The 22,282-nt window shown below is 45.7% G+C and carries 23 protein-coding genes; 20 read left to right on the top strand and 3 right to left on the bottom strand.

Annotated elements, in window-relative coordinates; all coding sequences use genetic code 11:
• Nucleotides 1-22: 22 nt before the first annotated feature.
• Nucleotides 23-859, bottom strand: coding sequence for a type I methionyl aminopeptidase (map, locus tag NHB34_RS07155; protein WP_353426961.1), 837 nt, complete (start codon nucleotides 857-859; stop codon nucleotides 23-25).
• A gap of 268 nt (nucleotides 860-1,127) precedes the next feature.
• On the opposite strand from map, the gene rpsB reads away from it, so the two are divergent.
• From rpsB to NHB34_RS07075, 16 genes are all read left to right on the top strand, one after another.
• Nucleotides 1,128-1,877, top strand: coding sequence for a 30S ribosomal protein S2 (gene rpsB / locus NHB34_RS07150; protein WP_215389196.1), 750 nt, complete (start codon nucleotides 1,128-1,130; stop codon nucleotides 1,875-1,877).
• On the top strand, nucleotides 1,877-2,761 hold the full coding sequence (tsf, locus tag NHB34_RS07145) for a translation elongation factor Ts (RefSeq protein ID WP_353426960.1): 885 nt from the start codon (nucleotides 1,877-1,879) through the stop codon (nucleotides 2,759-2,761). Before rpsB ends, tsf begins: the two co-directional genes overlap by 1 nt.
• A 177-nt stretch (nucleotides 2,762-2,938) precedes the next feature.
• A complete protein-coding gene (pyrH, locus tag NHB34_RS07140) occupies nucleotides 2,939-3,649 on the top strand; it encodes a UMP kinase (protein ID WP_353426959.1) in 711 nt (236 codons plus the stop codon).
• A gap of 11 nt (nucleotides 3,650-3,660) precedes the next feature.
• Nucleotides 3,661-4,221 (top strand): ribosome recycling factor, encoded by a 561-nt coding sequence (gene frr / locus NHB34_RS07135; RefSeq protein ID WP_353426958.1) that lies wholly within the window; start codon nucleotides 3,661-3,663, stop codon nucleotides 4,219-4,221.
• A gap of 21 nt (nucleotides 4,222-4,242) precedes the next feature.
• Entirely contained in the window at nucleotides 4,243-5,016 is a 774-nt protein-coding gene (gene uppS / locus NHB34_RS07130) for a polyprenyl diphosphate synthase (RefSeq protein WP_353426957.1), read from the top strand.
• 18 nt (nucleotides 5,017-5,034) lie between these two features.
• Nucleotides 5,035-5,862, top strand: coding sequence for a phosphatidate cytidylyltransferase (locus NHB34_RS07125; protein ID WP_353426956.1), 828 nt, complete (start codon nucleotides 5,035-5,037; stop codon nucleotides 5,860-5,862).
• Nucleotides 5,862-7,052 (top strand): 1-deoxy-D-xylulose-5-phosphate reductoisomerase, encoded by a 1,191-nt coding sequence (gene ispC / locus NHB34_RS07120; protein ID WP_353426955.1) that lies wholly within the window; start codon nucleotides 5,862-5,864, stop codon nucleotides 7,050-7,052. The genes NHB34_RS07125 and ispC overlap by 1 nt, the downstream gene beginning before the upstream one ends.
• A 25-nt stretch (nucleotides 7,053-7,077) precedes the next feature.
• Complete coding sequence (locus NHB34_RS07115) at nucleotides 7,078-8,205, top strand: site-2 protease family protein (protein ID WP_353426954.1); 1,128 nt, start codon at nucleotides 7,078-7,080, stop codon at nucleotides 8,203-8,205.
• Between the two features lie 29 nt (nucleotides 8,206-8,234).
• On the top strand, nucleotides 8,235-10,541 hold the full coding sequence (gene bamA / locus NHB34_RS07110; RefSeq protein ID WP_353426953.1) for an outer membrane protein assembly factor BamA: 2,307 nt from the start codon (nucleotides 8,235-8,237) through the stop codon (nucleotides 10,539-10,541).
• A 19-nt stretch (nucleotides 10,542-10,560) separates the two neighbouring features.
• Nucleotides 10,561-11,088: an OmpH family outer membrane protein gene (locus tag NHB34_RS07105; RefSeq protein ID WP_353426952.1), complete on the top strand. Its 528-nt coding sequence runs from the start codon at nucleotides 10,561-10,563 to the stop codon at nucleotides 11,086-11,088.
• Between the two features lie 3 nt (nucleotides 11,089-11,091).
• Entirely contained in the window at nucleotides 11,092-12,144 is a 1,053-nt protein-coding gene (gene lpxD / locus NHB34_RS07100) for a UDP-3-O-(3-hydroxymyristoyl)glucosamine N-acyltransferase (protein ID WP_353426951.1), read from the top strand.
• A gap of 55 nt (nucleotides 12,145-12,199) precedes the next feature.
• The gene (gene fabZ / locus NHB34_RS07095) at nucleotides 12,200-12,649 is read left to right on the top strand and encodes a 3-hydroxyacyl-ACP dehydratase FabZ (protein WP_353426949.1); all 450 of its coding nucleotides are present in this window, start codon (nucleotides 12,200-12,202) and stop codon (nucleotides 12,647-12,649) included.
• A complete protein-coding gene (gene lpxA, locus NHB34_RS07090) occupies nucleotides 12,649-13,446 on the top strand; it encodes an acyl-ACP--UDP-N-acetylglucosamine O-acyltransferase (RefSeq protein WP_353428567.1) in 798 nt (265 codons plus the stop codon). The genes fabZ and lpxA overlap by 1 nt, the downstream gene beginning before the upstream one ends.
• Nucleotides 13,406-14,671, top strand: a complete 1,266-nt coding sequence (gene lpxB, locus NHB34_RS07085) for a lipid-A-disaccharide synthase (protein WP_353426948.1) — start codon at nucleotides 13,406-13,408, stop codon at nucleotides 14,669-14,671. Before lpxA ends, lpxB begins: the two co-directional genes overlap by 41 nt.
• Nucleotides 14,668-15,261 carry a ribonuclease HII gene (gene rnhB / locus NHB34_RS07080; RefSeq protein ID WP_353426946.1) on the top strand — a complete coding sequence of 198 codons (594 nt, stop codon included), beginning with the start codon at nucleotides 14,668-14,670 and terminating at the stop codon, nucleotides 15,259-15,261. Before lpxB ends, rnhB begins: the two co-directional genes overlap by 4 nt.
• Nucleotides 15,262-15,270: 9 nt before the next feature.
• Nucleotides 15,271-16,095, top strand: coding sequence for an RNA methyltransferase (locus NHB34_RS07075; RefSeq protein ID WP_353426945.1), 825 nt, complete (start codon nucleotides 15,271-15,273; stop codon nucleotides 16,093-16,095).
• A gap of 12 nt (nucleotides 16,096-16,107) precedes the next feature.
• Here the strand turns inward: NHB34_RS07075 and NHB34_RS07070 are convergent, their stop codons facing one another.
• Nucleotides 16,108-16,935, bottom strand: a complete 828-nt coding sequence (locus NHB34_RS07070) for a pyruvate, water dikinase regulatory protein (protein WP_353426943.1) — start codon at nucleotides 16,933-16,935, stop codon at nucleotides 16,108-16,110.
• Between the two features lie 106 nt (nucleotides 16,936-17,041).
• Here NHB34_RS07070 and ppsA point away from each other — a divergent pair, with 106 nt between their 5' ends.
• Nucleotides 17,042-19,447 (top strand): phosphoenolpyruvate synthase, encoded by a 2,406-nt coding sequence (gene ppsA, locus NHB34_RS07065; protein ID WP_353426942.1) that lies wholly within the window; start codon nucleotides 17,042-17,044, stop codon nucleotides 19,445-19,447.
• 56 nt (nucleotides 19,448-19,503) lie between these two features.
• On the opposite strand, the gene smpB is transcribed toward ppsA, so the two are convergent.
• Nucleotides 19,504-19,956 (bottom strand): SsrA-binding protein SmpB, encoded by a 453-nt coding sequence (gene smpB / locus NHB34_RS07060; RefSeq protein ID WP_353426941.1) that lies wholly within the window; start codon nucleotides 19,954-19,956, stop codon nucleotides 19,504-19,506.
• 25 nt (nucleotides 19,957-19,981) lie between these two features.
• On the opposite strand from smpB, the gene NHB34_RS07055 reads away from it, so the two are divergent.
• Genes NHB34_RS07055 through guaB form a run of 3 tightly spaced genes read left to right on the top strand, consistent with a single transcriptional unit; the run spans nucleotide 19,982 to nucleotide 22,246 of the window.
• Nucleotides 19,982-20,413: a type II toxin-antitoxin system RatA family toxin gene (locus NHB34_RS07055; protein WP_353426940.1), complete on the top strand. Its 432-nt coding sequence runs from the start codon at nucleotides 19,982-19,984 to the stop codon at nucleotides 20,411-20,413.
• Nucleotides 20,406-20,756: an RnfH family protein gene (locus NHB34_RS07050; RefSeq protein WP_353426939.1), complete on the top strand. Its 351-nt coding sequence runs from the start codon at nucleotides 20,406-20,408 to the stop codon at nucleotides 20,754-20,756. The genes NHB34_RS07055 and NHB34_RS07050 overlap by 8 nt, the downstream gene beginning before the upstream one ends.
• A 26-nt stretch (nucleotides 20,757-20,782) precedes the next feature.
• Complete coding sequence (gene guaB / locus NHB34_RS07045; RefSeq protein WP_353426938.1) at nucleotides 20,783-22,246, top strand: IMP dehydrogenase; 1,464 nt, start codon at nucleotides 20,783-20,785, stop codon at nucleotides 22,244-22,246.
• Nucleotides 22,247-22,282 lie beyond the last annotated feature (36 nt).

Here is a 22,282-nt window from a genome sequence, read left to right as displayed (position 1 = left end):
GTCGTTACCGACGAGTTCATATTCAGGCGCTAACAGAAGAAGGTCTAAAAGAAAGACCTTTGACGCAATCGGGAGGAGGGTTACTACCTTCGGACCAGGTGAGTACTTCAACGCCAGTGTTGGTAACTAAGAGGGTGTGCTCCCACTGCGCTGACAGACTGCGATCTTTTGTTTTTACGGTCCATTGATCAGGCATTGTGCGAATTTCACGACGACCAGCGTTAATCATGGGTTCAATCGTAAATGTCATTCCTGCTTGAAGTTTCTCGCCGGTACCTGGGCGACCATAGTGAAGAATTTGCGGGTCTTGATGAAATACTTTGCCAATGCCATGGCCACAGTATTCGCGAACAACGGAGTACCCTGCTTTTTCTGCATGCGTTTGTATTACATGACCAATGTCGCCAAGTGATGCGCCCGGCTTTACTTGGGCAATTCCAAGCCACATGCATTCAAAAGTAATTTGCGTCAGCCGTTTCGCCATCACCGAAACTTCGCCGACCATGAACATACGACTGGTATCGCCGTAGTAACCATCGGGAGTAATAACGGTGATGTCGAGATTCACGACATCACCATTTTTAAGTACTTTGTCGCCTGGAATCCCGTGGCAGATCACATCGTTCACGGATGTGCAAATTGATGCTGGAAAGGGTGGATAACCAGGCGGTTGATAATTGAGGGGTGCAGGGATGGTCTTTTGAATATCGCGCATATAGGCGTGGCAAATGCGGTCCAATTCACCCGTAGTGATGCCCGCTTTGACATGGGGAGTAACGTGATCCAAAACTTCACTAGCCAAACGACCAGCTTCGCGCATCCCTTGGATGTCTTTTTCTGCGGTAAATACACTATTCATGCCTTGATTATCAACGACTTGGAGAGATTTTTCTGAGTTCAAATGCTTAAAAATTAGGCAATATTCCCTTTTTTAGGGCGATATTGGCAGTAAATGCCCCCATCCGTCCAAGATCGGGGTAGGCTCGGCCTAGCTAGATCATTGATATCTAAGATATAATTTCGGACTCAGGTCTATTTTGGACTTGAAATCGCGAGTTGAGCCTTCCAGGGTGGCGTTGTTTAGCGCAGCTAGGACTCAACTTTAGAAATAACCCTTAGGAGAAGTTATGTCAGTAACGATGCGTCAAATGCTGGAGGCTGGTTGCCATTTTGGTCACCAAACTCGCTTCTGGTCCCCAAAGATGGCCCCATTTATTTTCGGTCATCGCAACAAAATCCACATCATCAACTTGGAAAAAACATTGCCAATGTTTCAGGACGCCCTGAAATTTGCAAAACAAGTTGCTGCTAATCGTGGCACGATTTTATTTGTCGGTACCAAGCGTCAATCTCGCGAGATCATTGCTGAAGAAGCAACTCGCGCAGGCATGCCTTATATCGACAGCCGTTGGTTAGGTGGCACGCTCACCAACTTCAAAACTGTTAAAGGTTCCCTCAAGCGTTTGAAGGACATGGAAGTTGCTAAAGAAGCTGGCGATTGGGAAAAGCTTTCTAAGAAAGAGGCTTTGACAAACGATCGCGAGCTCGACAAGTTGCAAAAAGCACTTGGCGGTATCAAAGATTTGAATGGCGTTCCTGATGCAATTTTCGTTGTGGACGTTGGCTATCACAAGATTGCTATTACTGAAGCAAATAAGCTTGGTATTCCGGTAATCGCTGTGGTTGATACAAACCATTCACCAGAAGGTGTTGATTACGTTATTCCTGGTAACGACGATTCAAGCAAGGCAGTCACCTTGTATGCACGTGGTGTTGCTGATGCTATTTTGGAAGGTCGCGCAAACGCAGTTCAAGAAGTATTAACTGCAGTTAAAGAAGGCGAAGAAGAGTTTGTTGAAGAAGGGAAAGCTGAATAATGGCCGCAATTACCGCTGCAATGGTTGGCGAACTCCGCGCCAAAACCGATGCTCCAATGATGGAGTGCAAGAAGGCTTTGTCCGAGGCTGATGGTGATATGGCTCGTGCAGAAGAAATTCTGCGTGTAAAGCTTGGTAGCAAAGCTGGTAAAGCTGCTTCTCGCGTTACGGCTGAAGGCATCGTTGCATCCTCAATCAACGGCACTACCGGTGCTTTGTTGGAAGTGAACTGCGAAACGGATTTCGTTTCAAAGAACGATGATTTCTTGGCTTTTGCTAATGACTGCGTGAAGTTGGTAGCGGAAAAGAATCCTGCTGACGTAGCTGCTTTATTGGCATTACCTTTGAACGGCTCTACTGTTGATGAAGTCCGTAGCGCTCTAATCGGTAAGATCGGCGAGAACATCATGCCACGTCGCTTTAAGCGTTTCGCTGGTGGCAATAAGTTAGTTTCTTATCTACACGGTACTCGTATTGGTGTGATGGTTGAGTTTGATGGCGATGAAGTTGCTGCGAAAGATGTGGCAATGCACGTTGCTGCAATGAAGCCAGTGGCTTTGTCTACTGCTGATGTGCCAGCTGAGTCTATTGCGATTGAGCGTAGCGTGGCTGTTCAAAAGGCTGCTGAATCAGGCAAACCACCAGAGATCGTTGAGAAGATGGTTGAGGGTTCTATTCAGAAGTACCTCAAAGAGGTATCTCTCTTGAATCAAACTTTTGTTAAAAACGATAAGCAAACTGTTGAGCAAATGCTCAAAGCCGCCAATACCAGTGTGAAGGGATTCACGATGTTTGTGGTGGGCGAGGGCATTGAGAAGCGTCAAGACGACTTTGCTGCTGAAGTGGCTGCCCAAGTGGCCGCTGCATCTAAAGCGACTGCTTAATTAGTCCTTGCCGGGCTTGTCCCGACTGGTCTAGCCTCATGGGCACAGAAACCTTAGTTTCTGTGCCCTTTTCTTTAGTTATCCCCAAGCCATTTATAATTCAGGGCAGGTATCAAAAGTGCTTAAAGATCAATAAGCTAAGTATGAAAATTACTTGGCAAATTACGGAAAATAGATATGCCAGGCTACAAACGCGTCCTCCTAAAATTATCTGGTGAAGCCCTGATGGGGGATGATGCTTTTGGCATCAATCCAGTCACCATCGATGCCATGGTTTCTGAGATTGCTCAAGTAGTCAATAGCGGAGTAGAGCTTGCAATTGTGATTGGCGGAGGAAATATTTTCCGCGGTGTTGCAGGTGGCGCAGCAGGCATGGATCGGGCAACAGCTGACTACATGGGTATGTTGGCAACCATGATGAACTCACTTGCTTTGCAAGATGCATTGCGTCAAAAGGGGGTAGAGGCTCGCGTTCAATCTGCGTTAAGAATGGATCAAGTAGTCGAGCCTTACATTCGTCCTCGCGCCATTCGTGCAATGAGTGAGGGTAAGGTTGTCATTTTTGCAGCAGGTACTGGTAATCCATTCTTTACCACTGATACAGCAGCTGCTTTGCGCGGTGCTGAAATGGGTGTAGAGGTGATGTTGAAGGCAACTAAGGTTGATGGTATCTATAGTGCTGACCCAGTAAAAGATCCATCAGCGACCTTGTATAAAACGATCACTTTTGATGAAGCGTTGATTAAAAACTTACAAGTCATGGATGCGACTGCATTTGCATTGTGTCGTGACAGAAAATTACCAATCAAAGTATTTTCAATACTCAAGCCAGGCGCATTAATGCGTGTAGTGCAGGGCGAGCCTGAAGGTACTTTGGTGCACGTTTAATAGGAGGTCAGATGTCTGCAGTAGAAATTAAAACCAATACCGATCAGAAGATGCAAAAGTCACTTGAATCTTTGAAGGCAAATCTTGCAAAGATTCGTTCTGGACGCGCTAATCCGGGAATTTTGGAACATATTCAGGTGGAGTACTACGGCAACCCCACTCCCTTAAGTCAAGTGGCTAGCTTGGGTTTGGCAGACGCGCGCACAATCAATGTTCAACCTTTTGAGAAGACGATGGTTGCTGCAGTAGAAAAGGCTATTCGTGACTCTGACTTGGGTTTAAATCCTGCATCTCAAGGTACAGTCATTCGAGTGCCAATGCCAGCATTAACGGAAGAGCGTCGTCGCGAGCTCACCAAAGTCGTCAAGGGCGAGGGCGAGGATACCAAAATTGCTGTACGCAATTTACGTCGCGATGCTAATGAACATTTGAAGCGCTTAACTAAAGATAAAGAAATTTCTGAGGATGAAGAGCGTCGTGCAACCGATGAAATTCAGAAGATGACTGATAAAGCTGTTGTGGAGATTGACAAAATCATCTCTGATAAAGAAAAAGAGATCATGACGGTTTAACCGTATTGCGTTTCGATTTTTATGACTCAACATCTTAGTTCAACACTAGCAATACCGGAAGTTAGCTCCATTCCTCGCCACGTTGCGATCATCATGGATGGCAATGGACGTTGGGCTAGTAAGCGCATGATGCCCAGAGTTGCTGGGCATTCCGAGGGTTTGAGTGCTGTTAGGAAAATTGTTCAAGAATGTCGCCGTATTGGCGTTGAGTATTTAACGGTCTTTGCCTTTAGTTCTGAGAACTGGCGTCGCCCACCCGAAGAGGTGGGCTTTTTAATGAAGCTATTTCTAAAGTCGCTCAAAGGTGAGGTCTCGCGGCTTGCTGAAAACGATATCTGCTTGCGACTCATTGGAGACTTAAGTCGATTTGATCATGCGATTCAAGAAATGGTCGAATTTTCTGAGGCTAAAACAGCGAACTGTAAAGCGCTGACATTTACGATTGCTGCTAATTACGGTGGTCGCTGGGATATATTGCAGGCAATGCAACGTTGTGTGGCAGCAAACCCCAATCTAAAGCCCGAGGATATTAGTGAAGAGTTGTTGCAACCATACCTCTCCATGGCTTATGCGCCTGAACCAGATTTATTTATACGCACTGGCGGGGAGCAACGCGTCAGTAACTTTTTGCTATGGCAATTAGCCTATACAGAGCTCTACTTTACGGATGTACTGTGGCCAGACTTTGATGAAGTGCAATTACATAAAGCGTTTGACTGGTTTAGTCAGCGTGAACGTCGCTTTGGACGAACCAGTGCTCAGCTTGCATCGCAAGTTATGAGTGACGCGGTCTAATTCCAGAATTTACTTTTCATGCTGAAGACCCGAATTATTACTGCCGTTGTTCTGTTGGCAGTCTTATTACCAATTCTGTTTTTTCTGCCCCCTGTATATATTGGCGCCTTTTTTCTCGTGGCGGTATTGGCGGGTGCTTGGGAGTGGAGTCGCTTATTAAATCCTGATGCTCTTCGCGCAGCTTGGCTTTACGCTACATTTTGTTTGGTAATCATCTTTGTTTTGCTTGCTTTCCAAAATGTAGCTTGGCAGTTTTCAATATTGTTGCTATCAGTAATCTTTTGGTTTTTTATTGCACCGTTCATTCTTGCGAAGGGTATGAACTTATCACTGCAAAGATTACGCCCTTTTTATGTTGTCCTTGGCCTCATACTGTTACCGGCAACTTGGTTTGCAATCGTTTTCTTGCGAGAGTTAGGTTTAGTTTTTTTACTTTCCACAATGGCCTTGGTTTGGGTGGCAGACATCGGCGCTTATTTTGTAGGTAAAGCTTTTGGTAAGCGCAAGCTCGCTGCGCAAATCAGCCCAGGAAAGTCTGTAGAGGGCGCTTTAGGTGGCCTTGTGCTGTGTTATGCATATGCTACGGCGTGCGTATTTTTCTTGCCATTTGAGTCGACTCTATTTGGGGCATGGGCTATTCGTTTTGGCTGGGTGCCGATGCTATTGATGGTGAGCTTCTTGACCGCATTTAGTATTTTGGGAGATCTTTTTGAATCCCAATTAAAACGTTTGACGGGAGTCAAGGACAGTAGTCAATTGTTGCCAGGTCATGGTGGCGTGCTTGATCGTATTGATGCATTAATTCCGACGATGCCCATCGCAGCCCTTCTTGCAGGTCTCGTGTGATGACAAGGCGTGTAGCCATTCTGGGTTCTACTGGATCAATAGGCGTTAATACCTTAGATGTTATCCGTGCGCACCCTGATCGCTTTAATGTAGCGGCGCTGACTGCAGGTAAACAGATTGATCGTTTAGTGGAGCAGTGCATTGAGTTTCAACCTGCGATTGCAGTGGTATCTGAAGCGGATGATGCTAAACGTCTAGAAGCGTTATTGCGTCAAAAAAATATAGCAACTCAAGTCATGCATGGTCCATCATCTCTCGTAGCTGCTGTGACAGATTCGGATTGCGATACAGTCATGGCGGCGATTGTGGGTGCCGCAGGTCTTGTACCTGCTTTAGCGGCTGCCAAAGCAGGCAAAAGAGTCTTGCTCGCTAATAAAGAAGCCTTGGTGATGTCTGGCAATTTATTTATGCATGCTATTAGTGCGGGTGGTGGTGAGTTACTGCCGATTGATAGTGAGCACAATGCTATTTTTCAATGCCTGCCCAATAATTTCACTAAAGAATCTTCACCTCAAAATGCGTATCTAGGAGTTGAAGAGTTATGGTTAACCGCCTCTGGTGGGCCATTTCGAAATACTCCGCTGGAGCAGCTTAGTAACATTACGCCAGAGCAAGCGTGTGCTCATCCAAACTGGGTAATGGGTAGAAAAATTTCTGTAGATTCAGCGACGATGATGAATAAAGGTCTGGAAGTAATTGAGGCTTTTTGGTTATTTGGACTACCCCTTGAAAAAATTAAAGTTTTAATACATCCGCAAAGCGTAGTGCATTCAATGGTTCGCTATCGCGATGGCTCTGTATTGGCACAAATGGGCCAACCAGATATGCGTACACCCATTGCTTATGGCCTAGCATGGCCAGAGAGAATTGCCGCAGGAGTGCCATCTTTGAGTTTGACTCAGTTGGCTAACTTGAGTTTTTCAGAGCCAGATCTGTCGCGTTTTCCTTGCCTGTCATTGGCATTTGCTGCCGCGAAAACTGGGGGGACTGCACCTACCGTATTAAATGCTGCGAATGAAATTGCTGTTGCTGCGTTTTTGGATGAAGGTCTGCCGTATTTGCAAATACCAGTGGTGGTGGAGAAGACGCTAAATGCAATTGCCATTGAGGGTGCAGATTCTTTGGATACGATTTTGCACGTTGACGCACAAGCTAGAAAAGTAACGCGCGAGTTGATTCAAGCTCTCTAGGCTGGGTGTTTAAGGTAATGATTTCATGCAAGCATTAATTACTCTCGGCGCGTTTTTATTAACCCTAGGGGTCCTGGTAAGTTTTCATGAGTTTGGCCATTTTCTGGCGGCGCGAGCTTGTGGTGTCCGAGTATTACGATTTGCGATTGGCTTTGGAAAACCTCTATTCACATACCGAGCCACTAATCAAACCGAGTGGGTCCTAGCCTCTATTCCCTTGGGTGGTTATGTGAAATTGTTGGATGGTCGCGACCGCAATCAGGTGATTCGTCTTGAGGATCGCAATGATGCTTTTGATCACAAGCCACTTTGGCAGCGATCTCTGATTGTGGCTGCAGGACCATTTGCCAATTTCTTTTTAGCTGTCTTATTGTTTTCTGTGATTTATGTTTCGGGCGCCCCTCAATTGCCTGCGGTATTGCAGAGCCCCCCTGAAAATTCGGTTGCCGCTCAATTGGGTATCTCCCAAGGGGATAGAGTGGTGGGGTGGCAAGATTTAGGTTTAGAGACCGCGCCAATATCAGGACAGTTTAAAAGTGTCTTGAGCTGGAATGCTTTGCGCTGGAATTTGATGGACGCATTAACAGGTGAGTCTGGTTTTGCTTTGGAGTTGCAAGATTCGACGGGCGGTAGCTTTATCAAGACATTTAAAGCCGAAGATCTCCCAATAATGAGGCCGGACGGGGATGTCATGAAAGATCTTGGAATCATGCCGATATCAATACCCTTGCAGGATTGGCAAGAACTGAAACTGAGCCCTTTGCAAGCTTTGGGACTTGCCACCCAAAGGGTTTGGTTAATTACTAAGGTATCGGCCAGGCTGATGCTGGGAATATTCACGGGCAAGGCCTCTTTAAAGCAGCTTGGAGGGCCTTTAAGCATTGCAGATATGGCTGGAAAGTCGGTCCAGGTTGGTTGGCAACCCTTCTTAGCATTTTTGGCATTAATCAGCATCAGCATTGGGATGCTCAATTTACTGCCTTTTCCCATGCTAGATGGGGGTCAGCTCCTGTATGATTCATGGGAGTTAGTTGCTGGAAAGCGGATTTCGGTTTCGATGCAAGAGCAGCTCCAAAAAGTGGGCTTTTTATTGCTGATTTCCTTGTCGCTTTTGGCCTTGTTTAACGATTTACAACGCTATATTCCGTCTTGAATTTTCTTAAACCATCTTCCCTCCGCTTTATGCGTTTTTTAGCAAAACTCGTTCTATTGATGTCAATTGGATGGAGTCTGCATGTTCATGCAGCAGATTCTTTTGTGGTTAAAGATATTCGAGTCGAAGGTTTGCAACGCGTAGAGCCTGGGACGGTATTTAGTTATTTATCAGTTCAGGTTGGTGATACGTTTACCGAAGAAAAGGGTGCTGAAGCAATTAAGGCCCTCTACAGCACAGGCTTCTTCAGGGACGTACAAATTCAAGCTCAGGGCAATATTCTGATCGTGATTGTGGATGAGCGCCCTACTATTTCCCGAATTGAATTCACGGGAATGAAGGAGTTTGATCCGGAGATTGTTCGCAAGTCGCTCAAAACAGTTGGTGTAGCAGAAGCACGTTTTTACGATAAGGCGTTAATTGATAAAGCTGAGCAAGAGCTTAAGCGTCAATATGTTGGCAAAGGGATGTTTGCAGCCGAGGTGGTTGCGACTGTTACGCCTGTAGAGCGTAACCAAGTTGCAGTGTATTTCAATATTGATGAAGGTCCAGTTGCCAAAATCCAAGAAATTAATTTCATTGGCACCGATGCGTTCAGTGAGGGTACTCTCCGTAGCGAAATGCAACTGAAAACAGGTGGCTGGCTTTCTTGGTACAGCAAAGACAACTTGTATTCCAAGCAAAAGCTCACTGCGGATTTAGAAACGATTCGTTCTTACTATTTAAATCGCGGTTACCTTGAGTTTGTGATTGAGTCGACACAGGTATCCATCACGCCTGACAAAAAGGGCATTTACCTGACGATTAGTATTCGCGAGGGCAAGAAATTTACTGTTAAAGATGTTCGCTTAGCTGGTGAGCTACTCGGTAAAGAAGCAGAGCTAAAGCAGTTGATCGTTCTGAAACCTGGCGATACATTCTCTTCTGCGAAGTTAACAGAGAGCACTAAAGCAATCGCCGAGGTATTGGGTTCCTATGGTTATGCTTTCGCAACCATTAATCCGCAACCAGATATTCGACGCGAGCAAGCTGAAGTAGATTTGACCTTGGTGATTGATCCAGGTCGTCGTATCTATGTACGCAAAGTAGAAATTTCTGGAAATGCCAAAACTCGCGATATGGTGATTCGTCGTGAGATGCGTCAATTTGAAAGCTCTTGGTTTGATAGCGACAAAATTGATTTGTCTAAAAAGCGTCTTGGTCGTTTGGGCTATTTCACCGAAACCGATATCACTACTGAGGATGTGCCAGGCTCTCCGGATCAGGTCGATGTCAATGTAAAAGTGACCGAAAAGCCCACTGGTGCTGTCACGATTGGTGCGGGCTTCTCCTCTACTGAAAAGTTGATTCTTTCGGCAGGTATTAATCAGGATAATGCTTTTGGAACCGGTACTTCAGTGGGTCTGAATGCTTCATTGGGTAAGATCAATCAGAACTTAACCCTGTCTAACTACGATCCATATTTTACGGAAGAGGGTATTAGTCGCTACACCGATCTTTACTACAGATCTTCCAAGCCTTTGTATTATGTAGGTGACCCCGATTACCAAATAAAGTCTGTGGGCTCTAACATCAAGTTTGGTGTTCCTTACACCGAGGTAGATCGAGTATTTTTTGGAACTGGTGTTGAGGCATTTAGCGTTTATTCGACGCTTAATACCCCAATACCGTACCAAAACTATGTGCAGTCATACACTGGTTCACCATATGGGCGCTTACAAACATATAACGTTCCATTGACTGTTGGTTGGGCGCGCGATGGTCGTGATAGCGCTTTAATTCCGTCAGATGGCTCTTTAGAGCAGTTATCTGCAGAAGTAGGCACTCCGGTTGGCAATATGACTTTCTATCGGATGTATGGCCAATATCAGAAGTATCACTCTTTCTCTAAAGGTAATATTTTGTCCTTAAATGGTGAGGTTGGGTATAGCCAAGCCTATGGGCAATATCCTTTCCCGATCACCAAAAACTACTATGTTGGTGGTATTGGATCGGTCCGCGGATACTCTCCGGGGTCTTTGGGTCCCCAGTATTACAACTCCTTGATTGGTGCATATCAACCGACCGGCGGACAGTCAAAAATTGTGGGTAACATTGAGTACACGGTGCCGGTGCCAGGCTCTGGGGTGGATAAGACCCTGCGTACTTTTGCATTTATCGATGGTGGTAACGCATTCGGAGAGAATATCAATTTGGTCTTGAGTTATTCGTATGGATTGGGTATATCATGGATATCCCCTCTTGGTCCGTTAAAATTTAGTTATGGCATCCCCTACAAGCCATACCCAACTGCTAACGTCCAGCGTTTACAGTTCCAAGTGGGTACAGCGTTTTAATTGTTTAAGGAAAGTATTTATGAAGTTTGTTCAGTCCTCTAAATCGCTTCAATGGATTATTGCTGCAATTGCATTGGTAGTTGCTGCATCACAGGTTTTTGCACAGGATGCTGGTACACGGGTAGCCGTCGTAAATTCTGAAAAAGTGTTTAACGAGTCTAATCTTGCTAAAGCGATGCAGACTCGTTTGCAAAATGAATTTACTAAACGCCAGAACGACCTACGTGATAGCGCACAAAAAATTCAAACAGCTGCTGAGAAGTTGGATCGTGATGCCGCAGTAATGAATGAGGCTGAGCGTGTTCGTCGTCAGCGTGAGTTGGCTGATCAGGATCGTGAGTTACAACGCAAGCAACGTGAGTTCACTGAGGATCTAAATCAGCGCACTTTTGAAGAGCGCGGTAAGATCGCTGAGAAGGCAAACGCAGTTTTGCGTCAAATTGCTGAGCAACGAAAATTGGACATCATTGTTCAGGAAGCTGCCTTCGTAAGTCCTAAGGCTGATATTACTGATGATGTAATCAAGGCTTTAAATAGCCAGAAGTAATTTATGCCAACCGCCATTGAGCTGGCCAATCAGTTTCAAGCAAGCTTGGTGGGGGAGGCTTCCAACCCCTTTGTTGGCTTGGCACCCCTAGAGCACGCCACACAAAACCAAATATCATTCTTATCAAATCCCCTGTATCGTCAGCAGGCTGCCAATAGTGGCGCGGGGGCGCTGATTGTTAGTAAGTCTGATTTTGAATTCTTGCAAGCAAATCCTGGAAAAGGATCAGCTCAGCGAGTCTACTTTATCTCGTCAAATCCCTATGCAACTTTCGCCAGAATGGCGCAGCATTTTGCAAAGCAAAACACTCCGACTCATGCACCAGGTATTCATGCGAGTGCGGCAATAGATCCTTCAGCAATTGTTCCAGCCTCATGCCATATTGGACCATTTGTACAAATTGGGTCAAATGTAAAGTTGGGTGAGCGGGTTGTAATTTTGGGTAATACCACTATTGCAAGAGATAGCGCAATTGCGAGCGACTCTCTCATATACCCATCGGTATCTCTCTATTCTGGAACGCAAGTTGGTGAGCGTTGCATTATTCATAGTGGTGCAGTGATTGGTTCTGATGGATTTGGATTTGCTCCAGATTTTTCCGCGACAGGCGGTGAATGGGTCAAAATTCCTCAAACCGGAAATGTGGTAATCGGTGATGATGTTGAGATTGGCGCTTCAACCACAATTGATTGCGGGGCGATGAGTGATACTGTAATTGGCTCGGGGACCAAAATTGATAATCAAGTACAAATTGCGCACAATGTTATCGTTGGCAAGTGTTGCGTTATTGCAGGCTGCGCAGCTATTTCGGGGAGCACCAAGATTGGTAACTTCTGCATTATTGGAGGCGCCGCAAATTTTGCTGGTCATCTCACGATTGCTGATAGAACTACCGTTTCTGGTAATACCTCTATTATTCGATCTATTACAGAGCCTGGCCAGCATTTCACGGGCGTTTACCCATCAATGTTGCATGCTGCTTGGGAGAAGAATGCGGCTATCTTGCGTGGGCTAGATAAAATACGACAACGTTTACGATTATTGGATAAAAAGTAAAGGTCGACAATCCACGGATTGAGGTCACGAAAACACAACTTTAAGTAGGCATGATATGAGTACACCAATCGCAATTGATATCAATAAAATTTTGCAATTACTGCCGCATCGCTATCCTTTTTTATTAGTCGATCGCGTGATTGAAATTACTCCTCGCGAAACGATTACTGCATTAAAAAATGTCACCATGAATGAGCCATTCTTTCAGGGACATTTTCCAGACTTTCCAGTAATGCCTGGAGTCTTAATTATTGAGGCCTTGGCGCAAACGGCGGCTTTGTTAACGTTTTCAGAAGAGCGTGCTGAAGATGCAATTTATTACTTTGCAGGAATCGATGGCGCACGTTTCAAAAAGCCGGTATTGCCTGGTGATCAGTTAATGATGACTGCAAAATTAGAACGTGGTCGTGCTGGTATTTATAAATTTGCTGTGCAGGCGACAGTTGATGGTGAGATTGCTGCGGAAGCAAATATTACATGTGCGGTTCGGACGAAGGGCGCGTGATGACTCGGATTCATGCATCTGCAGTGGTAGATAGCAAGGCTGAGCTTGCCAGCGATGTCGAGATTGGACCATATTCCGTTATCGGGCCACATGTCAAAATTGGTGCTGGTACTAAGGTAGGCTCTCACACCGTAATAGAGGGCCATACCACTATTGGTAAGGAAAATAATTTTGCACATTTTGCGGCGATTGGCGGTCCACCACAAGATATGAAGTATCGCGGCGAGCCAACCCAACTGATCATTGGAGATCGAAACACCATTCGTGAGTTCACAACGATACATACGGGTACATCGCAGGATGAGGGTATTACCCGCATTGGTAACGATAACTGGATCATGGCCTATGTTCATATTGCCCATGATTGTCAGGTTGGCAATCACACGATTTTCTCAAGTAATGCCCAAATTGCTGGACATGTACAAGTGAGTGACTGGGCCATCATGGGTGGTATGTCTGGTGTGCATCAATTTGTAAGAATTGGCCAGCATGCGATGTTAGGTGGAGCGTCTGCACTTGTGCAAGATATTCCGCCTTTTGTCATTGCAGCTGGTGATAAAGCAGCACCCCATGGTATCAATGTAGAAGGCCTAAAACGTCGTGGCTTTTCAAGCGAAACGATTTCTGCATTGCGCCAAGCATATAAAGTTCTCTACAAGGATGGTTTAAGTTTTGAGGAAGCAAAAGTAGAGATTCAGAAGATGGTTTCTGCAAGTGCAGCTGATCCGGCTACCGCTGAAAAGCTTGCGCAGTTTCATGACTTTATTGCAGCCTCAACTCGCGGCATCATTCGATAACGGGAATGCCTTGCCAAAGTTAGCTTGTGTAGCTGGCGAACCTTCTGGTGATTTATTAGCCGCGCCAGTTTTAAATGCCTTAAATCAAATTCCAGATATGGCTGGCTTGGAGGTTTATGGCATTGGCGGTCCACGAATGCAAGCACACGGAATGCGCTCAGACTGGCCTATGGAGACCTTGAGCGTTCGTGGCTATGTTGAAGCGATTAAACAATTGCCTGCCATTTTGAAATTGCGTAAAGAGTTAATTGCTAGCCTTCTAGGCGAGCAGCGACCTGATGTCTTTTTGGGGGTTGATGCGCCTGACTTTAATTTGGGTGTTGAGCTTCAATTGCGTAAAGCAGGTATTCCTACTTTGCATTTAGTTTCTCCCTCGATATGGGCATGGAGAGCTGGGCGGATTAAAAAAATAGCGCAAGCAGTTGATCGGATGCTTTGTATTTTTCCATTTGAGACAGAGATCTATGATCGCGCAGGTGTTGCCTCTACTTATGTAGGGCACCCATTGGCAAGCGAAATTCCATTTGAGCCCAATGTGTCTCAAGCAAGAGACAGAATAGCTAAAACACTTTTCCTAAATGGTGATAACAAAGAAAATCTTGAAGGGCTAGTCATTGCAGTGCTGCCCGGTAGTCGATCTTCGGAGATCGAGTTGATTGCCCCTGTATTTTTTGAAACGATGCAGTTATTGTCAGAAAAGCTTCGGGGTCAGGAACTGCATTTCCTGATTCCGGTTGCTACTCCTCGTTTGCGAGCGCCTTTAGAGGCATTGCTAAAGGTAACCAAGGATAAATCTCCAGATATCCATATTCATTTGTTAGACGGCATGGCCGATGAGGTTTTGGAAGCATCTGATGTAGTGTTGATTGCAAGTGGTACAGCTACTTTGCAAGCTGCGCTTTGGAAGAAGCCGATGGTGATTTCTTATAAGGTGCCTTGGCTTACGGTTCAGATTATGAAACGCCAAGGATATTTGCCTTATGTTGGCTTGCCTAATATTTTATGCGGCGAGTTTGTTGTTCCTGAATTATTGCAAGGTGATGCGACTGCGGACAAATTAAGTGCTGCCGTTTTGGATTGGCTAAATCATCCTGCCAAGGTTGCTCAACTGAAAGAGCGATTTACAAAGATGCATGAAACCTTACGCCGCCCAACAGGTCTCTTGGTGGCTCAAGCGGTTGCTCAAACTTTGATGGATCGTCAAAACGGACGAATTACCCCATGAGTGTTTTGTGGGTTTGTGGAGTTGATGAAGCGGGTCGCGGTCCATTAGTTGGCGCTGTAGTTGCTGGTGCTGTAGTGCTAGATCCGAATAACCCAATTCATGGGCTAAAAGATTCAAAAAAATTGACGGCTGCAAAGCGTGATGTTTTGTATGAGCAAATTCTGGAAAATGCCAAAGCTTGGGGGGTTGGTGAAGCTAGTCCCAGTGAAATTGATCAGATCAATATATTGCAAGCAACCATGTTGGCTATGCGACGAGCTATTGAGGATTTAAGTATGCGTTTGGGTGCCTGGCCAGAGAAAGCCCTCATTGATGGAAATCGTTGCCCTGAGCTGCCGATTGCCGCAGAAGCAATTGTGAAGGGAGATGCGAAAGAGCCGGCAATTTCAGCAGCTTCAATCATTGCTAAAGTTACTCGTGATCGACAAATGTTGCGTTTACATGAGTTACATCCAGAATATGGATTTGCGCAGCATATGGGCTACCCTACTGAGGCACATTTTGCAGCTCTCAAGCGTTACGGCGCGTGCTCTGAGCATCGCCGAACTTTTTCTCCCGTCCGAAAAGTTTTAGATTCCCTTGCGAGTTAAGGTTAAGCGATGAAATTCGATCAAATTTCCTCAAAAGAGAATCCGCTATTTAAAGAACTGCGTTTATTGCAGGCTACTGGATCTAAAGGTCAAAAGGCTAGACTAAGTAGTGGGTGTGCTTTGCTTGAGGGCATTCATCTAGTTCAGACTTGGGTGGGTGATCCGGCTTTAGAAACTCTTTTTACATCTGAATTGGGATTGCAAAATCCTGAAATTGCCGAAGCTGTTTATGCGCATCTTGAAATGTTTCCGCAAACGCGAGTGTATGAGCTAGATAGTTCTCTTTGGAATCTATTAAGCGACTTGATCAATGCTCCTCATATTGCGGGATTGTTAAAGTTGCCTAAATCAGCTCTAACAACCACTCAATCGATTGCCAGCCTAGATGGTGATGTAGTTGTTCTAGATCGAATTCAGGATGCCGGTAATGTTGGTGCTATTTTGCGAACAGCCGCAGCCGCAGGTTTTACTCAGATCGTTGCTCTGTCGGGTTGTGCCCATCTTTGGTCTACTAAAGTCTTGCGTGCAGGCATGGGGGCCCATCGTTTATTAGATCTATATGAGGGTTGGTCTAATCAACAAGCACTCAGCGCGATTACATCCCCCTTGATGGCCGCAACAGCGGATGCTGAGCAAGACCTTTTCAATTTAAAATGCGAGTTACTGAAACCCGTAGCTTGGGTTATGGGTAGCGAAGGTCAGGGTGTATCTGAGGACTTGTTGGCGCAAGCAAAGGGCGTATCGATTCCGATTGACCCACGAGTGGAATCGCTCAATGTCTCTACCGCTGCGGCCATTTGTTTATTTGAGACCGTCCGTGTTCGACGCGGCTAATTAAATATTCAATTAGCCCAATATTGTTTTATCTGACTTGATTGCTTGCAGTACTGTTGTGGCGATTTCTTCGATGGATTTACTCGTTGTCATCACCCAAGGAATGGATTGTTTTTTCATCATTGCCGTTGCTTCGTTGATTTCATATCGGCAATTCTCAAGCTTGGCATAATTACTACCAGGGCGTCGTTCGTTACGAATCTCTGAAAGGCGTTCGGCATCAATCATGAGGCCAAATATTTTTTGGCGAAAAGGAATCAGATCCTTGGGTAACTGGCCTCGCTCAAAATCCTCAGGAATCAATGGATAGTTCGCAGCCTTGAGGCCATACTGCATGGCGAGATACAGGCTGGTTGGCGTTTTGCCTACGCGGGATATCCCAACCAAAATAACGTCAGCCTCAGCAAGGTTTTGATTGGATTGCCCATCATCATGCGCCAAAGAGTAATTTATAGCTTCAATTCGGTTCTTATAGGCTTCAGTATCAGCATTGTGGTGTAGGCGGTTCATGGCATGGGTTGATTTCATGCCCAAAGCGGCCTCTAGAGGGGCAACGAATGTCTGAAACATGTCCAAAATAAGCCCATTGGCTTTAGCAACAATCGAATTGAGCTCAGCATTCACCAAGGTGGTGAAAACAATAGGCTGAACCCCATATTTATGAGCAGCCTGATTGATGCTACTGACCGCCTCGTGAGCCTTATCGACACTATCCACAAACGGGATCCGAATATGCTTAAAACTGGCCTCAAATTGCGCCAAAATCGATTGGCTGAAGTTCTCAGCAGTAATGCCGGTGCCATCAGAGACAATAAAAACAATACGGGATTCAGTAGACATCAATTTGGCCTAAATGTGGGGGTCAGAACTACAATAGAATCATATTAAATGAAGTCGCACTTTAGGCGATCGCTTGACCAGTTTCCTTATCTTTTGAGAGTATTTTATGTCCAACCACCAGCAACAAAATAGCAGTATGGCTAACGCCTATGTTTTGCCTTTTGAGCAACTTCGCATGACCGATGTTGAGTCAGTTGGCGGTAAAAATGCGTCTTTAGGTGAAATGATTTCACAATTAGCTTCAACAGGAGTCCGAGTACCAACAGGTTTTGCAACTACTGCATTAGCGTTTCGGGATTTTCTGAAACACAATCATTTGACTGAGCGAATTCAAAAGCGTTTAGAAGGTCTGAATATTGATGACGTACGAGCCTTGGCGCAAGCGGGCGCTGAGATTCGTGAGTGGATTGAGACCGCACCGTTTCAGCCAAAGCTTGAGGAGGATATTCGCAAAGCTTTTGCTGCCTTAGACGACTCTGGCAAGGGCTCTTTTGCTGTTCGTTCATCCGCTACTGCAGAGGATCTGCCCGACGCCTCTTTTGCGGGACAGCAAGAAACGTTTTTGAATGTCGAAGGTATCGAAGATGTTCTAAAAAAGATTCGTGAAGTTTTCGCCTCTTTATATAACGATCGTGCAATTTCCTATCGTGTTCACAAGGGCTTTGCCCACGAAGAAGTAGCCTTATCGGCTGGCATTCAGCGGATGGTTCGCTCTGATCTGGGCGCCTCTGGCGTGATGTTTACGCTCGATACTGAATCTGGCTTCGAGGATGTGGTGTTCATTACATCTAGCTATGGATTAGGCGAGACAGTTGTGCAGGGTGCAGTTAATCCAGATGAGTTTTATGTATTTAAGACCACCTTGGCGCAAGGTAAAAAAGCAATCATTCGCCGGGCTTTGGGTTCAAAGTTGATTCAAATGCACTTTGCACCAAAGGGTTCTGCGGAGAAGGTGCAAACAGTAGATGTTTCTCCTGAGAAGCGCAATCGTTTTTCTTTAGAAGACGCAGACATTACAGAGTTAGCAAAATACGCCGTCATTATCGAGAAGCACTATGGCCGCCCAATGGATATTGAGTGGGGCAAAGATGGTCAAGATGGACGCATCTATATTTTGCAAGCACGCCCTGAGACTGTGAAGAGTCAGGCAGCTGGCCAGGTTGAGATGCGCTACAAACTAAAAGGTAGCTCTAAGGTATTAGCAAAAGGACGTGCAATCGGTCAAAAAATTGGCGCTGGTCCAGTACGTGTAATTCGTGATCCAAGCGAAATGGATCGCGTCCAGCCTGGTGATGTATTGGTTGCAGATATGACTGACCCAAACTGGGAGCCAGTCATGAAGCGTGCGTCTGCAATTGTGACGAATCGTGGCGGTCGTACATGCCATGCGGCGATTATTGCTCGTGAGTTGGGCGTACCCGCGGTTGTTGGTTGCGGTGATGCTACCGAGCAATTGCAAGATGGTATGGTGGTCACGGTTTCATGTGCTGAGGGCGATGAAGGCCATATATATGATGGCTTGATTGAAACCGAAGTAACCGAGGTCTCTCGTGGCGCATTACCAGATATCCCTGTCAAAATTACGATGAATATTGGCAACCCACAATTGGCATTTGATTTTTGCCAATTGCCAAATGCAGGTGTTGGATTGGCACGCTTAGAGTTCATCATCAATAACTACATTGGTGTGCACCCACGTGCGGTCTTGGAGTACCCAAATATTGATCCTGATCTTAAGCGCGCCGTGGAAAGTGTTGCTCGTGGTTATGCAAGCCCGCGTCAATTCTATGAAGATAAGTTGGTTGAGGGTGTGGCGACTATTGCCGCGGCTTTTTACCCCAAGCCAGTCATCGTGCGCTTGTCAGACTTTAAGTCAAATGAGTACAAGAAGTTGATTGGTGGATCACGCTATGAGCCCGATGAAGAAAATCCGATGTTAGGTTTCCGCGGGGCATCTCGTTATGTTTCGGAAGAGTTTGGCGAGGCATTTGCGCTGGAGTGTGCTGCAATGAAGCGCGTCCGTGAAGATATGGGTCTTGATAATGTCGAGATCATGGTTCCATTCGTGCGCACCATCAAGCAAGCTGAGCGTGTCATTAATATGATGGAGAAATTTGGCCTGAAGCGTGGCGTGAATGGTTTACGTCTCATCATGATGTGCGAGATTCCATCAAATGCCATTTTGGCGGATCAATTCTTGGAGTATTTTGATGGCTTCTCAATTGGTTCGAACGATATGACTCAGTTAACGCTTGGTCTTGATCGTGACTCTGGTATGGAGTTGCTTGCGATTGACTTTGATGAGCGTGATCCAGCAGTCGAGTTTATGATTGAGCGCTCTATTGTGGCTTGCCGTAAGCAAAATAAATATGTAGGTATTTGTGGTCAAGGCCCATCTGATCACCCAGACTTTGCGTGCTGGTTAGTTGAGAAAGGCATTACTTCAATTTCTCTGAATCCAGATAGCGTCGTTGAAACTTGGGAAATGCTAGGCAAGAACTTAAAGGTTTAGTTCGATTTAGATGGTAGTGAACAAAAAGCCTAGAGGAAAATCTAGGCTTTTTGCTTCTACCCGTTGAGGTCGCCCCTAGCAATTCTGCCTTTTTGCACTTCCCATTCACGCTCCTTTGTAGCGGCACGTTTGTCATGTTGCTTTTTACCCCTTGCTAAACCAATTTCGCATTTGACTCTTCCTTTGGAGAAATGCAGATTGAGTGGGACTAAGGTGTAACCTTTTTGCTCCACTTTGCCAATCAGCTTGCGAATCTCAATCGCATTCAATAGGAGTTTTCTGGTGCGGGTATTCTCTGGAACAACGTGGGTAGAGGCGGAGAGTAGGGGGGTAATATGACAGCCAATCAAAAAAAGCTCCGCTTTGCGTATCACTACATACGCTTCTTTGATGTGCACGCGACCTGCTCGGATGGCTTTTACTTCCCAGCCTTCTAAAACTAGTCCTGCCTCAAAGCGTTCCTCGATAAAATAATCAAAGAAGGCTTTTTTGTTATCAACGATACTCATATTTATTTAGTTTCCAGCAACGATTATGGCAGACGTCTACAAGACCGTTTTAATTGGCCAATCAGCCGACCGAATGTATGGTTTGGTGACTGATGTAGAGAAGTATCCTGAGTTCCTTCCATGGTGTGGCGGAGTGGAAATCTTTGAGCAGACTGAAACTGTTTTGGACGCCAAAATCAATATTAGCTTTAAGGGCATTAATCAGTTTTTTCACACGCGTAATGTGAATCATCGACCCGAAACAATTGATATGGTTTTTGTAGATGGGCCCTTCAAGCATTTTTCTGGTCAATGGAACTTCATTCCCTTGCGAGATGATGCCTGTAAGGTCGAGTTCAAATTGCATTGGGAGTTCAAAAGCGTGATCTTGGACAAAATTATTGGTCCGGTTTTTGGTCATATCGCTGGAACCTTCGTAGATTGCTTTGTAAAGCGTGCTGAAGAACTTTATGGTTAATCGAGTCCTCAATATTTGGCTTTGCGATGCTAGAAATGGCGAGCCTAAGCTCAAGTCATTTGAGCTGGTCATAAAGCCAGACGAGAGTCCTACAGTTGGACTTGCCTTGGTAAAAGCAGGGGTTGTGTCAGGTCAAGAGGATCCAGCAATCTCCAGAAAAGGCTGTTTTGGGGTCTTTGGGAAGCGTAAGGACTGGGATAGCCCAATTTATGAAGGTGACCGCCTAGAGCTCTACTCACCCTTGCTGATCGATCCTAAGGCGGTTCGTCGCAAGAAGGCAAACCAGAACCAGGATGCCAAATTCCAGGCTGCGGCAGCCAAAAGGAGGGCTAGGAGGCTATAATCTGTTTTTGCGACTAGGGGTTTTGCATGCGACTCATTCAAAAAGCACTCACTTTTGACGATGTGCTCCTCGTACCAGCCTATTCAGCGGTACTCCCTCGAGATGCCAGCTTGGCTAGTAAATTAACTCGGGATATTTCACTCAATACGCCATTAGTATCTGCCGCGATGGATACTGTCACTGAAGGCCGTTTGGCGATTGCAATGGCCAGTGAAGGCGGCATCGGCATTGTTCATAAAAACTTGCGACCCTCTGAGCAGGCTCGTGAAGTAGCTAAAGTAAAGCGGTATGAGTCTGGCGTTCTTCGCGATCCCATCACTATTAGTCCAGACGTAACCGTGCGCCAAGTAATTCAGCTTTCACGTGAACATGGATTTTCTGGCTTTCCAGTGTTGGTAGGCAAAGAAGTTGTTGGCATCATTACAAATCGTGATTTGCGGTTTGAAGAAGATTTAGATGCGCCAGTAAAAAATAAGATGACTCCACGCGAGCGCTTAATCACAGTAAAAGAAGGTGCTTCATTAGAAGAGGCGAAGCGCTTAATGAGTCAGCATCGTCTCGAGCGGGTGCTGGTTGTTAATGACAAATTTGAATTACGTGGCCTCATTACCGTAAAAGATATTTTGAAGGCGACTGAGCATCCTAATGCTTGCAAAGATAGTGAAGGTAAGCTGCGTGTAGGTGCAGCAGTCGGCGTAGGTCCAGACAACGATGAGCGTATTGAGTTGTTAGTGCGCGCTGGCGTTGACGTGATTGTGGTAGATACCGCTCATGGTCACAGCCAAGGCGTTCTTGATCGCGTGAAATGGGTGAAGAAAAATTATCCGCAGGTCCAGGTGATTGGCGGCAATATAGCCACTGGGGAAGCAGCAAAAGCACTGGCTGATCATGGCGCTGATGGTGTGAAAGTGGGCATTGGTCCAGGCTCAATTTGCACTACTCGTATTGTGGCGGGCGTTGGCGTCCCTCAAATAACGGCTATCGTCAATGTTGCTAGTGCTCTCAAAGGCACTGGAATTCCATTGATCGCTGATGGTGGTATTCGTTACTCTGGCGATGTGGCTAAAGCATTAGCTGCGGGCGCAAGCGCTGTAATGATGGGCGGTATGTTTGCAGGCACTGAAGAAGCGCCTGGCGAAGTATTCTTATATCAAGGACGTTCTTATAAAAGCTACCGCGGCATGGGTTCTCTCGGTGCGATGGCTGATGGTTCTGCCGATCGTTATTTCCAGAGCGATATTGTTGCGAATGCTGAGAAGCTAGTTCCTGAAGGTATCGAAGGCCAAGTTCCCTACAAAGGAAGTGTGCTCGCCATCTTGCATCAATTAACAGGTGGCATTCGTTCTTCAATGGGCTATCTGGGTTGTAAGACTATTTCTGAGTTGCATGACAAAGCCAATTTTGTGGAAATTACATCAGCAGGGGTGCGTGAATCGCATGTTCATGATGTGAAGATCACTAAGGAAGCGCCTAACTACCATATTGATTAAAAATAGATAAACGCTGACTTAAAGAGTAACTGTTTC

Origin of the sequence: Polynucleobacter sp. MWH-UH19D, from assembly GCF_040409795.1 — a bacterium.
GTDB lineage: Bacteria > Pseudomonadota > Gammaproteobacteria > Burkholderiales > Burkholderiaceae > Polynucleobacter.
The sequence above is the reverse complement of the archived record's forward strand: the minus strand, read 5'-3'. Positions and strand labels throughout refer to the sequence as shown.

Coding starts and splice junctions, on each gene's coding strand:
- NHB34_RS07075 (WP_353426945.1), top strand. CDS start 15,271: ATGAAATTCGATCAAATTTCCTCAAAAGAGAATCCGCTATTTAAAGAA.
- ispC (WP_353426955.1), top strand. CDS start 5,862: ATGACAAGGCGTGTAGCCATTCTGGGTTCTACTGGATCAATAGGCGTT.
- uppS (WP_353426957.1), top strand. CDS start 4,243: ATGACTCAACATCTTAGTTCAACACTAGCAATACCGGAAGTTAGCTCC.
- fabZ (WP_353426949.1), top strand. CDS start 12,200: ATGAGTACACCAATCGCAATTGATATCAATAAAATTTTGCAATTACTG.
- pyrH (WP_353426959.1), top strand. CDS start 2,939: ATGCCAGGCTACAAACGCGTCCTCCTAAAATTATCTGGTGAAGCCCTG.
- NHB34_RS07125 (WP_353426956.1), top strand. CDS start 5,035: ATGCTGAAGACCCGAATTATTACTGCCGTTGTTCTGTTGGCAGTCTTA.
- map (WP_353426961.1), bottom strand. CDS start 859: ATGAATAGTGTATTTACCGCAGAAAAAGACATCCAAGGGATGCGCGAA.
- NHB34_RS07070 (WP_353426943.1), bottom strand. CDS start 16,935: ATGTCTACTGAATCCCGTATTGTTTTTATTGTCTCTGATGGCACCGGC.
- smpB (WP_353426941.1), bottom strand. CDS start 19,956: ATGAGTATCGTTGATAACAAAAAAGCCTTCTTTGATTATTTTATCGAG.
- NHB34_RS07115 (WP_353426954.1), top strand. CDS start 7,078: ATGCAAGCATTAATTACTCTCGGCGCGTTTTTATTAACCCTAGGGGTC.
- NHB34_RS07055 (WP_353426940.1), top strand. CDS start 19,982: ATGGCAGACGTCTACAAGACCGTTTTAATTGGCCAATCAGCCGACCGA.
- lpxB (WP_353426948.1), top strand. CDS start 13,406: ATGACTTTATTGCAGCCTCAACTCGCGGCATCATTCGATAACGGGAAT.
- bamA (WP_353426953.1), top strand. CDS start 8,235: ATGCGTTTTTTAGCAAAACTCGTTCTATTGATGTCAATTGGATGGAGT.
- lpxD (WP_353426951.1), top strand. CDS start 11,092: ATGCCAACCGCCATTGAGCTGGCCAATCAGTTTCAAGCAAGCTTGGTG.
- NHB34_RS07105 (WP_353426952.1), top strand. CDS start 10,561: ATGAAGTTTGTTCAGTCCTCTAAATCGCTTCAATGGATTATTGCTGCA.
- tsf (WP_353426960.1), top strand. CDS start 1,877: ATGGCCGCAATTACCGCTGCAATGGTTGGCGAACTCCGCGCCAAAACC.
- ppsA (WP_353426942.1), top strand. CDS start 17,042: ATGTCCAACCACCAGCAACAAAATAGCAGTATGGCTAACGCCTATGTT.
- guaB (WP_353426938.1), top strand. CDS start 20,783: ATGCGACTCATTCAAAAAGCACTCACTTTTGACGATGTGCTCCTCGTA.
- rnhB (WP_353426946.1), top strand. CDS start 14,668: ATGAGTGTTTTGTGGGTTTGTGGAGTTGATGAAGCGGGTCGCGGTCCA.
- lpxA (WP_353428567.1), top strand. CDS start 12,649: ATGACTCGGATTCATGCATCTGCAGTGGTAGATAGCAAGGCTGAGCTT.
- frr (WP_353426958.1), top strand. CDS start 3,661: ATGTCTGCAGTAGAAATTAAAACCAATACCGATCAGAAGATGCAAAAG.
- NHB34_RS07050 (WP_353426939.1), top strand. CDS start 20,406: ATGGTTAATCGAGTCCTCAATATTTGGCTTTGCGATGCTAGAAATGGC.
- rpsB (WP_215389196.1), top strand. CDS start 1,128: ATGTCAGTAACGATGCGTCAAATGCTGGAGGCTGGTTGCCATTTTGGT.